Genomic DNA, 12,014 nt, shown 5'->3' with positions numbered 1-12,014 from the left:
CCGTCCCCGACACTGCCGAGCAACGAGGACGGCCTCACAGGCTGCTGCGCGAAAGCCCTTGAAAGTTCAGGCTCAGATTCCGCATAGAGAGCGGATAGTCCGTGCGGTTGATCAGAGCGACGGTCTAGGGCCTGTTCGTAGTTCGGATCATGGGAGGGCTGGGAGGCTGCGCAGCCAGATGATGCATCCGCGCAGGTGGAGCCCGGCCTTGTAGCTATCGGGTGTCTTGTCGTAGCGGGTGGCAAGCCCTCGCCATTCCTTGAACTTGTTGATGCAGCGTTCGACGGTGTTGCGGTCTTTGCAGAGCTCGGCGTCGTGGCTGACCGGGCGGCCGCCGCGTCGTCCCTTCTTCTTGCGGTTGGCGGCCTGGTCGACCTTCTCCGGGATCACCGCCTTGATATGGCGTCTGCGCAGGTAGGCACGGTTGGCCCGTGAGGAGTAGGCCTTGTCGCCGGCGGCCGCGGCCGGCCGGGTCCGGGGGCGGCCGACCGGGCCGCGCACCCGGATCCTGTCCAGGACGGGGATGAAACGGGGGCTGTCGGCGGCCTGCCCGGGGGTGAGCACGATCGACAGGGGGCGGCAGCGCCGGTCGGCCGACAGGTGGATCTTGCTGGTCAGCCCGCCTCGGGACCGGCCCAGATCAGCGGCCTTCAGCCGGGCCTTGCGGCGTCGGCGTACCCGGCGCCGGCGCTCCCGTGCGGGGTCGGGCTCGTCGCCGGAGTGCTGGTCCATGGGCCCGGTTTGCCCTTTTGGCGTAGCCCCTTTTCCTCGGCCGCGGCCCGCTCCAACTCCTCCAACCGCTCGGGCGCGACCACCATCCCGGCGGCGTGGTGATGTGCGCGGCAGACGCTGGAGTCCACGCTGACCAGGTCCAGGTCGACATCGCTCCGGGCCGCCGCCTCGTCGATCACCGCGTTCATCAGGTTCTCGAAGACCCCCTGGCACGCCCAGGCCCGGAATCGGTCATAGATCGTGGACCAGTTGCCGTAGGTGGCGGGCACGTCCCGCCACGGGCTGCCGGTCCGGAACCTCCACATCACCGCGTTGAACTGATTGCGCAGGTCACCGATCGGCCCAGACACCCCCAACGGCAGATGCGGCTCAATCAGCTCCCACTCGGTATCGGTCACATCACCGCGCGTCATGCACCGGTGATATCGCCCGCTCTCGCATCGGCGTGGGCGAGTTACTGGATTGTGACCGGCTGCAACTGATCCGAACTACGAACAGGCCCTAGTACTACATAGCTAGATCTGGATGATCTGGAGGCGCAGGTGTCGCCTGAAGTGGTGCCTGCGCGCTTCAGCTTGATGGCCACGGCGGAGGGCGGACCAGTAGAGTCCCAGGTCAACAGCGTGATCGTCTTTACCGATCAGGTTGAACAGACGCCGGATCTCTGCGATCGACAGGGCGATCAGTCGCCGGAGAGGCCGTTGAGGTGACCGTCCGGGGGGCGGGTGGTGATTGCTGCCGGTCCGTCTGTTGTGCGCCGCCGGTCGCCGCCGGTTGTCCACAGGGGGCGGGTCCCCTTTTGGCGGTATGGCGCAGCACGGCGAGAAAGGCCATGGCGAGCATCGCCAGGGTGATGTGGCGGTACCAGGCGCGGTAGAGCCGGAACTGGTATTGCGCCAGCCCCGCTTCCTGTTTGGCGGCCTCGAAACATTCCTCGATCGGCCAACGGGAGCCGATGACCCGGACCAACTCGCATAATCCTTCCCCGCGCGGGTTGTAGGAGTGAAAGTACGCGAGTTCGCCATCGGTGATGTTTCGCCGGAACACGTACTGGTGTCCCGGGAACGGTGCCTCGATCACGGCCCAGTCATAGACCCGGAAGCCTTTCGATCCGATTCCGCAGGCTCGGCGTTGCCAGTCGTGGGGTTTCAGTTGTGCGGCGACGGTCTCGACAATGGCGGGGTCGCCTGTCGCCGAGGAAACGCTTCCGGTGATGACGGTGGTGTTCTTGGGCACGGCCATGCAGTAGGCGATCTGTTGTTCCTCCAGATGACGGCGCAGTCTGTGGTTTTGGCCGAACTCCTCGTCCCCGGCGAACCACGCGAACGGCACCCCTGCCCCGACCGTCCGGTCGATCATGGCCTGGACCTGCTGCGGGCGGGTCATGAACGCCAGGTCCTCGGGGACGCCGGCCTCGGCCCGCCGCTCGGCGTCGGCGCACCAGGAGCGTTCGGGCATATAGAGTTCCCGGTCGATGAGCACCCGGTCTCCGGCCGTGTTGGCGTAGGCCAGGAAAGTGCCGATCTGACAGTTGTCGACCCGGCCGAGCGTCCCGGAGTACTGCCGTTGTACCCCGGCCGACTTCTTTCCCTTCTTAGCGAACCCGGTCGGGTCGGCGATCAGCACCGCCCGGGGATCGGCGAAATACTCCATCGCATAGGACCGCACATCGTCGCGCAGCCCATCGGCGTCCCATGACGTCAGGTTGATGAACCGCTGGACCGCTGTCGGCCTGCGCTCCCCGGTGAACTCCGAGATCGTCCAGGAATTCTTGCGCGCGAGTGGCGCCAGCAATCCCCGCAGGTACTGCCGGAAATGCTCACGTGACTCCGTCCGGTACCATCGGCGCTCGAACCGGACGCACACCGTCTCGAAATCCGAATTCCATCTGTCCAGAACCGCTGCCGTCACCGCACCGGCGCACTCACGAGAGTCAAACATACAGACACCGTTACACCACCCAGTGTGATCACGTAGAGGAATCGTTCGATCGCCCACCGAGATCTAGGCATGTAGTACTAGAGGCGCAGACCTGCCAGGAGACGGCCGATCACCGCCGAGTACTCGTCCTTGACCCGGGGCTTGTCGGCCTCGGCCGACTCCGCGAGGGCCATCCCGGCGGCGCCGAGGATGTTGAAGGTGACCCGCGCCAACGGCTCGACGGGCAGCTGGGGAACCTCGCCGGTGTTCATGAGCGCCACGGCCAGTTGCTTGATCAGGCCGTAGGCGAACTTATCCTCGCACTCCTTCCAGCGCTGCCAGCCGAGCGCGATGGGCGCCTCCTGCCAGACGAGCCGCCCGTAGACCGGGTCGCAGCACTGGTCGAGGAACGACTCCTGCGCCACCAGTGCCGCCCGCCACGGGTCGCTCGCGCCCGCGATCGCTTCGGTCACCCGCCGGACCATCTCGGCCTCGAGTCGCTCGAATACGGCTTGGAACAGCGCGGTCTTGTTCGCGAAGTGGTGGTACACCGCGCCCCGGGTCGCCTGAATGTCGGCGGCGACGTCCTCCAGCGCCGTCCCCGCAAAACCGTGCTCGGCGAAACGCCGGGTGGCCGCGTCCAGCAGAGCGGTCTTGGTCTCCTCCGAGTAGCGCTCGCGCCTGCTTCTGGCAGATGACATACACTGAGTGTACTAGCATGCACAGTGTATGTTTCAGACTTGAGGTAGGTGTTCGCAATGTCGTGGAACCAGGCGCACCGGCGCCACCGGCTCGTCCACGCGGTCCTGGACGAGATCACCCGCACCCGCCGTCCGACGATCCCCCAGGCCCTGCAGCCCGAGGTCGTCGCCGAATTCGGTGGCTTCGACGGCTTCCTGGTGGAAGTCCAGCTCCGCTGGTACCGCACCTTCGACACGTGGCTGGACGAACTCCTGGAGGAACAACCGGCCGACCTGCGCGCGGCTCTCGTCGACCTCTGGCAGGACACAGCCGAGCGCATGCCGGGAGCCCAGATCCTCCTGAACGCCCACATCGCCCATCCCGCCCTGGCCGAGGTCCACGACCACCACCGCCGTCGCCTCCAGGCCGCGACGGGCATCCACATGGATCCCCTGCGTGTCCCCCGCCAGCCCACCCACGACCGCACCCACGACCGCGCCAGCTTCTTCTGCCTCCGCCGCTTCCACCCCCGCCCCTCAGCCTTCTGAGCACCCGGGACGAGTTCCTGGCCGCGGGGCGGGTGGGAGCCGTTCGCGTCATCTCAGCATGTGGTCGCGTGCCGGGCCGCAGAACCGGCAGGTCCGGGGCCAGGCGCCATTCCCACGGCTCGCCGATCGCGGCGTGCGCCCCATTCCGGCTTTCCGAGCGCCAGGATCAGGTGCGCGGACCCGTCCGGGCCCCCAGGGGTGCGGTCGGTGCGGGTGAGCACGACGTAGCCGCTGCGGGGGCTGCCGATGACCGGGCCCTCGCGGACCGAGACGTCCTCGGCTTGCTCGGCCTCGTCCAGCAACTCGGCGACGTCGACCGCATCGGTCGGGACGTTGGCGGCCGCGGCGTGACCAGCGCGCCACCCTGGCGGCCCGGATCGAGGAACTGCTGGGGCCCACCCCCTTTCCAGGTCCTGACCTCCCTGCCCGGCGTGGGGCCAGGACCGCCGCCCGCCTTCTCATCGACGTCGTCACGCAAGCCGCTTCCCCGCCTCCGCCCACCTGGCCGCCTACACCGGCCTGGCCCCGACGCCCCTTGCCTCCGGCTCGTCTGGCCAGGCGCCGCATCGACGTGCTCTACGCCAAGCTCCGCGATCGCACTGTCCATCAACCCCCGACCACTCTCTCCCGGCTTGACGAAGCACCTTGGGACACCTTTTAGGCGAGCCTGAAAGGGGGAGGGCATCCGGATCGTGTCCCCCTAGCCTGGCGGACCAGGAAGGGAAAGGGGTGCGCAGCCTCGCGGCGACTCCCGACGGCAGTTTCGTACTGGGAGGCTACGAGGACGGCTTGCTCCGGCTATGGGAGCTGGACTGGGAACTGGCGGCACCCTTGGAGGAGGCGACGCCGCCGGGGTGACGGCGTAGGTCCCGTGGGTCAGTACGACTCCAGGCTTGGCGCAGTTCGAGTGCGGTCTGGAATCCGATCTGCGGGCGTTCGGTGAGGGCGTGGTCGATGACCTCGGCCAGACCGGACGGCAGGCGGGGCGCGCGCTCGCGGATCGGCACCGGTTCGCTTTGCAGGATCTGCAGCCATGGATCCTTGCCGGCCGGGAACCGGCGCGGCGGCCGGCCTGTGGCCGGGCAAAGTCATCACCCAGGTGACCGCTGCCGGCGACTTTGGGAAGCCAAGCCCGAGCACCAGGACTATCTGCAGAAGTACGAACTGCTACACGTGCCACTTCCCCCGCCCCGGCTGGAGACTACCCAGTGGACCGCTGCAGCCTGACGCTGCGGGACGGCGCGGGCGTCAGCGTGCGCCGTTTTCGGTGATGCGCTGGGCGGTTTCTTTCGTCAGGAAGGACCAAACTGAAGCGTTTGGAGCGGCTGCCGATCATGGATCTGGGGACGGGTGCAGCACCTCCACCGGAGGCCATGCCTCCAGGTCCACCACGATCGTGGCGTAGGTGCGCCGCTTGCGCAGCGCGAAGTCGTACACCGCCACCACCCGTACTGCCCCGACCTGCGGCTCGGGATGCGATCGGACCAGCTGGGACTCCGGCCGAACGCCCCCTCGGGCGGCCATGCTCACCGCGACCGAGGTGAGCATCGCCCGCAACCGCGGCATGTGCCGGGCGTGGGGTCTGGTCAGCCCGTCCACCTGCTCAGCGAACGTCGCCCCCAGACATCCGGTGTTCGTGCACTTGAAGCGGCCCGGACCTTTCCACATCCCAAGATCAGCGACACGGCCCGACAGTCGCGCAGGCGGCCGGGGCGGGCGAATCGCTAACGTTCGGTTGCCGCGTCGGTGGCTCCGCGGATCAGGACGATGAGAGCGGGCAGGGGGAACAGCAGGAGGAACAGGTTGGGCAGCCACCAGGTGAGCGTGAAGTCGCAGCGCAGCGCCCAGAAGGCGACCGCCTGGAGGCCGGCGGTGCTGGTCAGGGTGAGGGAGACCGTCATCAGTGGCCGCCACGCCGACGGGTTACGCAGGGTCGCCAGCCCGGTCAGGGCGGCGGCCAGGTCCAGCAAGACGAACGAGGCGTTCCAGTCGCTCAGGATCGGGTTGGTGTAGTCCTTGTAGGCCAGCTCGGGCGGAACAAGGCCGGCGGACACCACCGCCCAGTACAGCAGCAGGCCGACGTCGGTGATCAGCATGGCGGTCTTCGTCGGACCAAGGACGCGGTTCACTGGTGGTTCACTCCCCCGCCGAGGTTCATGACGATCACTCCGGCGATGACGATCGCGGCGCCCGCGATGGTGAGCGGACGGGCCTGCTCACCGAACACCAGAGCCCCGCCGACGAACGCGCCCACCGTGCCCAGGGCGGACCAGATCGCGTACACCGGACCGACGTTCAGCGAGGTCAGCACCTTGGCCAGCAAGAAGAACGAGAGGAGATACCCCGCCGCGACCAGCACAGACGGGCCGACCCGCGACAAGCCGACCGAGGCACGCAGTGACAGCGTGGCCGCCACCTCCGAAACGACCGCTAGCGCGAGCAGCACATAGGGCATCAGCCGCCCTCCTGGATCATCGCGGCCAGCCGGGCGCGCACCTGGCTGTGCAGGTCATCGCGCGGCGGTGCCAGGTCCAGCAGCCGCGCCATCCACCAGCCGTCGACAGCGAGCCGGACGAGGTATGCCGTGGCCGGGTCGATGCCGTCGTCGGCGAGCCTGTTCTGCCAGGCCTGGTAGCAGCGCCGGAACGCCTCGAGCACCTGCGGGCCACCCGACAGCCCGGCGAGAAGGGCGACCGCCACCTGGTCGGCGTGCGCCCGCGCGGGGACATCGGTGTCGGGGATTGTTGCCTCCAGCCAGGCCCGCGTGAAGGCACCGGGAGGTGATCCCACCGTCGGCAGTTCGGCCTCGAACCGTTCCACCAGCCGGTCGAGCACTCCCTCCAGCAGTGCCTGTTTGGACCGGAAGTGGTGCAACAGGCCGCCCTTGCTGACCCCGGCCTCCGCCGCGACCGCGTCCAGCCGGATCGCGTCGGCTCCTCCGGAGACCAGCATTCGCTCAACAGCGTCCAGAATCCGATCTCGCATCGCACCTTCCAGCCCCATCTACCGACCGTCCAGACGGTCTGCAATCTAGCCGGGTGGTTGGCCCGCGTCCAGCCAGATCACAGATAGGCAGTGCACAGGTGAACGGACCGTGTCGCTGATCTTGGGATGTGGAACGGTCCGGTAGTTGATCGTGTTCGGAGTGTGCTCAAGGGTGGGTTGAGGGGTTGTTCCCGCGTTGGGCGGGGATCGTGGTCGAGGCGGTGGAGTGGGCCGTGGGGACGGTGACCGTGCGGGCCCGGTGCCAGGCGGACCAAGGACGCTCGCTAGATCGTTGATGGGGGTTGTTGAGTGCTCTGGTTAGTGGTCGTAGGCGGTAAGTGATCGCTTGGTTGGGGCGTCGATGAGCCAGTTGTGCCAGATCGCGGCGTTGAGGGCGCAGATGCGCTGGCACAGGCGCGTCCACAGGCCTTCGGTGGTGCGGGCGGCGTGGCGTTCCAGCCCGAGTTGGTTCTTCAGTGTCCAGATCACCGCCTCGATACGCTGGCGCAGCCAGCTGGGGAACACCTTCACGGCGGGTTCGGGCTCGTCGTCGCGGACGGGGCGGATCAGGATATGGCCCAGGTCGGCGGCGGCCTTTTCCACCCCGGCTCCGGCGAATCCCTTGTCGCACACGATCGGGCACGGTCCCGGCGCGGCCTGCTGGACGTGCAGCAGGTGCACGGCCTGTTTGCGTTCGTCCAGCTCTTTGGGGTGGGCCAGGCTGAAGGAGCACACCGCGCCTTCGGCGGTGGTGATCAGCATCAGTTTGGCGCCCCAGTAGAAGGCGTGGTGGGACTTGTCCATGCCGTAGCCGGCGATCTCGCCCAGGGCCGAGCGGTGCACGGTGGTGCGTGAGGCGCCGCAGCGCAGCGGAGTGCCGTCCATCAGCCGCAGCCGCTCCTGCCAGGAGGGCGTCTGGCGGACCAGCCACATCGAAGCGGCGAACAGAGCGGGCGCGGCATCGCGCAGGTGCCGGTTGTACTCGGACTGACCGGGCAGCCGCGGGAACAGGTGCCCGATCCTGCCGGGCGCGGTCCGCAGCCACCGCCGCTCGGAATCGCAGCCGAGCAGGACCTGGGCCACAGCGACGCACACCAGTTCAGCGTCGTTGAGGGTGCGGTCGGGGCCGCGTCTGCGGGTGCGGTCGGCCGACCGCAGGACGTGATCGTCCAGATGGACGTAGAGTGCGGTCAGAAGGGCGTCCAGGTTTGTCTTCACACACTGATCATGGGCGCCCTTCGTCATGCCCGCAGCGGTTCAGCAAACCCCCATCAACGATCTAGAGGGTGTTCGCCAGGTCAGGGTGTTGTCTGCCATCCGCTCGCGCGGCGCCGCCCCCCGCGCCGCGAGCGGCCGGTCAAGGCCCGGCATGGGAAAGGATCTTGCGCGCGGTCCTGGGCGTGGCGCCGAGCACCGGCGCGAACTGGGCAACGCCACCGTCGCCGCTCGACCGGCCGCGATCCGGACGCCGGTCCGCCACTCCGGTCGACCGACTTCCGGCTAGCAGGTATGGGAAGCAGCCACGCGGCTTGCCATCATGGTCGTATGGCTGTCCGATGTCTGATCGTCGATGACAGGGGTTGCTTCGTCAAGGCGGCCAGGAACCTGCTCGACAGTGAGACTGTGACCGTCGTAGGAGCCGCCGCAACGGGTGACGAGGCGCTTTGGAAGGTCGATGAGCTCCGCCCCGACGTAGTGCTGCTCGATATCGACCTCGGTTCGGAGAGCGGCTTCGACGTCGCGCGGCGACTCCACGAACGCCGGGGTCCCGGAGGGCCGCGGGTCATCCTGGTCTCGGCCCATCCGCGAGCCGACTACAACGATCTCATCGCGGCCAGCCCGGTGGTCGGTTTCATGGGGAAACTGGAACTCTCACCCGGGGCGATCAGCGAGATGCTCTCGTCCCGTCCGAGCGACGGCCCCTCCGGCCACGCGGAACAGGCCGGTGGAGGCGCCGCGGACGGCTAGAAGACTGCTGAAGATCTTGCGCGAGGGGCTTGTCCGGCTGTGGGCCGGACAAGCCCCTCGTGGTTATGTGCCGGCTGGTGAGAGGTGCCAGGTGTCGTTGGTTCGGGTGAGTCCGAGGTTGATGAGTCGGCGGAGGTTGAGGGCGGCGGCTCGGGTGTGGAGCCAGGCGTCGGCTTTGATGGTGCCGCGGTGGCGGAGGCGGCGGTTTGCGTGGTGGACGAGCCAGGCGATGGCGCGTTCGACCGGTGGTCTCCAGCGGCGGTAGTCGGCTTGCCGGTCCGGATCGCCGGCCGCTTGGCGGCGGGCGGCGGCTTGGAGGTCGTGGTGGGGGCGGATGGTCAGGATCCGGCCGGTCTTGGCGTTGGTGCACCGCTCGCGCAGCCGGCACCCGGTGCACCGGTTCCCGAACACGGCTTTGCGCTGGTGGTGCCGCCCGCCCGGGGCCGATAAGGGGGCGGTGTGCCCGGCGGGGCAGGTCACGGTGCCGTTGGTGGTGTCGATGGCGAAGTCGTCCAGGGTGAAGCCGCCGGGGACGGCGGGCCGCAGCGGGGCGGGCTTGATGAACAGCCGGTGCCCGGCGGCGGTGAGGGCGTGGCGGACGTCGCCGGTGGAGTAGCCGGTGGAGTAGGCGGTGGAGTAGGCGGTGGAGTAGGCGGTGTCGCCGAACACCTCCACCGGGGTGTCCTCGACGGCGAGCAGGTCCAGGCCGACGACGGCTTCGTGGTGGGCGGCCCCGGCGCCGGGCCGCAGGGCCACGGCGGTGAACAAGCCGGTCTCGGGCTCGACGGCCAGGTGGGCCTTGAAGCCGTCCTGGCGGTGGCTGCGGGTCTTGTGCACGTGCCGGGCCTGGGGGTCGACGGTCGAGATCATCCGGTCCGGGGCGGTGCCGTCGGTGATGCGCCAGCGTCCGTCGCGGCCGTCGGACCCCTGGGCCGGTTCGACGTCCTGCCCGGCGACCAGGGCCAGAATGCCGACCGCGTTCGCGGCCCGCTCGCCCAGTTCCTGCTCGGGCAGATGCCCCAGCAACCGCAGCGCGTCACCGACCAGAGCGTCCACCAGGCCGGCGCGGGCCTGCTCATCGTTCCAAGCGATGCGCGGCTTGCCCGGATCGGTGTAGTCGTGCGCGGTGCACGCCGCCGCGGCCACCCCGGCCGCTCCCGGCACTTCGCGGATCACCGCCCGGACCGCGGCGATCAACTGGGTGACGGTGTCCTGGGTCGCGACCGCATCGTCCAGCACGGTCGAGTCCAGCGCCCGCCGCTGCCGGCCCTTGAGCACCCCGGTCGCCTGGACGACCCGCCGGACCGCCTCGAACACCCGGTCCGGCCGCGCCGAACGCGCCAGCCGACGACGGAAGTAGGCCAGCAGCGACGCATCGAACGCGGTGTCGTGCAGACCCAACCCGCACGCGGCCTTCCACCGCAGGTCACACCGCAACTCCTGCACCGTCTCGAAATCAGACAACCCGTGCAGTGCCTGCAAGGTGATCGCCGCGGCCAGAATCTGCGGCGGCATCGACGGCCGCCCGTTGGCCGAGGGATACATGTCGGCGAACAACTCCACCGGGAACAACGCCTGCCGATGCTCGGCCAGGAACGCAAACACGCTCCTGGCCGGGATCAGCTCCCGGCACGTCTCCCACACATCCGGACCGACCGACTCCCCAGCCCACTCACCCATCACCACAACACACCACACTGACCCCACCGCATCCGCGACGGGACCAGAACCCCAAGATCTTCAACAGTCTTCTAGCGGGCGTCCAGGTAGGCCAGAACCGCCAGGACCCGCCGATGGTCATCGTCGGTGTCGCCGAGCGGCAGCTTGCTGAGGATGCTGTGCACGTGTTTCTCGACTGTTCCTTCGGTGACCCAGAGCTTGCGCGCTATGCCGCCGTTGGAGAGCCCTTCCGCCATGAGCGCAAGCACTTCGCGCTCGCGCGTGCTGAGGTCGGCAAGGGGATCGTTACGCCGCTGGGCGGCGAGGAGTTCCTGGACCAGCGAGGGGTCGACGACCGAGCCGCCCTTGAGGAGCCGCTGCAATGTCTCGATGAACTCCGTCACGTCGGTGACGCGGCTCTTCAGCAGGTACCCGATCCCCCGCCCGTCGGCCAACAGTTCCATCGCGGGCTCCACTTCGACGTACGCCGAGAGCACGGCGATCCCGATCTCGGGATGCTGTTCCCTGATGGCCCGTGCCGCCTTCAGCCCCTCGTCGGTCTGGGTCGGGGGCATGCGGATATCGATGATCACCAGGTCGGGGACGTGCTCACGGATCAGCGTGAGCAACTGCGAGGCATCTCCGGCCTGCCCCACCACTTCGAAGCCGGAGCGGCCCAGCAGGCTCGCGACGCCCTCCCGGAGCAGGACATCGTCGTCCGCAAGGATCACGCGGACGGAGGCTGAGGGGTCGTTGTCCTGCCACACTCCGATCACATCCGTGGTACGACCACACTATGAATCCATCCTAAACCGCGAAGATGCTGGTCAGATGGCCCTCAACGCGGCGGCCCGGTCGGCGGTGGCCCCTCCGGCTCGCCGCCACCGGCCTGCGCCGCCGAAGCCTGGGGTAACCCGGGCGGCAGGAGTCCGCCGGTAGCGCCGTGCTCAAGATCGCCCCGTGCATTGCTACTCGGAACGCCCGCCGTTCTCGCCCACATACAGGCAGACCCACACGGTCTTACCGGGACCGCGGGTATCAGGCCGGTGGCCCCAATCGGTGGAGAGGGACTCGATCAAGTGCAGGCCCCGGCCGCTTTCGGCGAAGTAGTCAAGTTCGCGTTTGGCCGGCACACCCGGCGCGTCATCCCAGACGGCGACCACGAACCGATCACGGTCTCGCTGCCAATCGACCAGCACCAGCAGGTCATCGGCTCCGGCCTGACAGGCGTTGTTGACCAGTTCGGTGAGGACGATACCGGCGTCGTCGACCAGCTGCCACAGCCCCCACCGCCGCAGGGTCGCGGCAATCCACGCGCGAAGTTCGGCCGGGGCCTGACGGGTCAGGCTGCGGACGACGTTCAGATCGACACTGATCGTCTCCCGGTGGGTGAGCGGGTCTAGCATGGTCATGTTTACGTTCCCTCGCTGGCGGACGGTGCGACAACGGCCCTGCCAGGCATCCACAGCCTGGACCACATCGCACCAGGGACGACGCCGCACACCGGCCTGTCGGCTCCGC

The 12,014-nt window shown here is 68.4% G+C and carries 12 protein-coding genes and 3 pseudogenes; 4 read left to right on the top strand and 11 right to left on the bottom strand.

Annotated elements, in window-relative coordinates; translation table 11 throughout:
- Positions 1-147: 147 nt before the first annotated feature.
- The 3 genes and pseudogenes from ACQEU6_RS01660 to ACQEU6_RS01650 form a co-directional block, all read right to left on the bottom strand.
- A pseudogene (locus ACQEU6_RS01660) lies at positions 148-1,145 on the bottom strand (IS5 family transposase).
- 379 nt (positions 1,146-1,524) lie between these two features.
- Positions 1,525-2,673, bottom strand: a pseudogene (locus tag ACQEU6_RS01655) (IS701 family transposase); the annotation flags it as partial.
- A gap of 77 nt (positions 2,674-2,750) precedes the next feature.
- Positions 2,751-3,353 (bottom strand): TetR/AcrR family transcriptional regulator, encoded by a 603-nt coding sequence (locus tag ACQEU6_RS01650; protein WP_499328800.1) that lies wholly within the window; start codon positions 3,351-3,353, stop codon positions 2,751-2,753.
- 57 nt (positions 3,354-3,410) lie between these two features.
- Here ACQEU6_RS01650 and ACQEU6_RS01645 point away from each other — a divergent pair, with 57 nt between their 5' ends.
- The 3 genes and pseudogenes from ACQEU6_RS01645 (at position 3,411) to ACQEU6_RS01635 (ending at position 4,984) form a co-directional block, all read left to right on the top strand.
- Positions 3,411-3,881 (top strand): hypothetical protein, encoded by a 471-nt coding sequence (locus tag ACQEU6_RS01645; protein WP_499328799.1) that lies wholly within the window; start codon positions 3,411-3,413, stop codon positions 3,879-3,881.
- A 486-nt stretch (positions 3,882-4,367) separates the two neighbouring features.
- A pseudogene (locus ACQEU6_RS01640) lies at positions 4,368-4,517 on the top strand (hypothetical protein); the annotation flags it as partial.
- 257 nt (positions 4,518-4,774) lie between these two features.
- The gene (locus tag ACQEU6_RS01635; RefSeq protein ID WP_499328798.1) at positions 4,775-4,984 is read left to right on the top strand and encodes a hypothetical protein; all 210 of its coding nucleotides are present in this window, start codon (positions 4,775-4,777) and stop codon (positions 4,982-4,984) included.
- Positions 4,985-5,213: 229 nt separating this feature from the next.
- Here the strand turns inward: ACQEU6_RS01635 and ACQEU6_RS01630 are convergent, their stop codons facing one another.
- The 5 genes from ACQEU6_RS01630 to ACQEU6_RS01610 form a co-directional block, all read right to left on the bottom strand.
- The gene (locus ACQEU6_RS01630) at positions 5,214-5,549 is read right to left on the bottom strand and encodes a hypothetical protein (protein WP_499328797.1); all 336 of its coding nucleotides are present in this window, start codon (positions 5,547-5,549) and stop codon (positions 5,214-5,216) included.
- 56 nt (positions 5,550-5,605) lie between these two features.
- Positions 5,606-5,977, bottom strand: a complete 372-nt coding sequence (locus tag ACQEU6_RS01625) for a DUF5360 family protein (protein ID WP_499328796.1) — start codon at positions 5,975-5,977, stop codon at positions 5,606-5,608.
- Positions 5,978-6,006: 29 nt separating this feature from the next.
- On the bottom strand, positions 6,007-6,336 hold the full coding sequence (locus ACQEU6_RS01620) for a DMT family transporter (RefSeq protein ID WP_499328795.1): 330 nt from the start codon (positions 6,334-6,336) through the stop codon (positions 6,007-6,009).
- Positions 6,336-6,866 (bottom strand): TetR/AcrR family transcriptional regulator, encoded by a 531-nt coding sequence (locus tag ACQEU6_RS01615; protein ID WP_499328794.1) that lies wholly within the window; start codon positions 6,864-6,866, stop codon positions 6,336-6,338. Before ACQEU6_RS01615 ends, ACQEU6_RS01620 begins: the two co-directional genes overlap by 1 nt.
- A gap of 318 nt (positions 6,867-7,184) precedes the next feature.
- Entirely contained in the window at positions 7,185-8,084 is a 900-nt protein-coding gene (locus tag ACQEU6_RS01610; protein ID WP_499328793.1) for a transposase, read from the bottom strand.
- Between the two features lie 327 nt (positions 8,085-8,411).
- On the opposite strand from ACQEU6_RS01610, the gene ACQEU6_RS01605 reads away from it, so the two are divergent.
- The gene (locus ACQEU6_RS01605) at positions 8,412-8,834 is read left to right on the top strand and encodes a LytR/AlgR family response regulator transcription factor (RefSeq protein ID WP_499328792.1); all 423 of its coding nucleotides are present in this window, start codon (positions 8,412-8,414) and stop codon (positions 8,832-8,834) included.
- Positions 8,835-8,897: 63 nt separating this feature from the next.
- On the opposite strand, the gene ACQEU6_RS01600 is transcribed toward ACQEU6_RS01605, so the two are convergent.
- From ACQEU6_RS01600 to ACQEU6_RS01590, 3 genes are all read right to left on the bottom strand, one after another.
- Positions 8,898-10,514 (bottom strand): IS1182 family transposase, encoded by a 1,617-nt coding sequence (locus ACQEU6_RS01600; protein ID WP_499328791.1) that lies wholly within the window; start codon positions 10,512-10,514, stop codon positions 8,898-8,900.
- Between the two features lie 71 nt (positions 10,515-10,585).
- On the bottom strand, positions 10,586-11,224 hold the full coding sequence (locus ACQEU6_RS01595; RefSeq protein WP_499328790.1) for a response regulator: 639 nt from the start codon (positions 11,222-11,224) through the stop codon (positions 10,586-10,588).
- Between the two features lie 237 nt (positions 11,225-11,461).
- Positions 11,462-11,905 carry an ATP-binding protein gene (locus tag ACQEU6_RS01590; protein WP_499328789.1) on the bottom strand — a complete coding sequence of 148 codons (444 nt, stop codon included), beginning with the start codon at positions 11,903-11,905 and terminating at the stop codon, positions 11,462-11,464.
- Positions 11,906-12,014: the final 109 nt, after the last annotated feature.

The organism is Spirillospora sp. CA-108201 (assembly GCF_050936235.1).
Lineage (GTDB): Bacteria > Actinomycetota > Actinomycetes > Streptosporangiales > Streptosporangiaceae > Spirillospora.
Note: the sequence above shows the minus strand (reverse complement) of the source record. Positions and strands in the feature narration are given on the sequence as shown.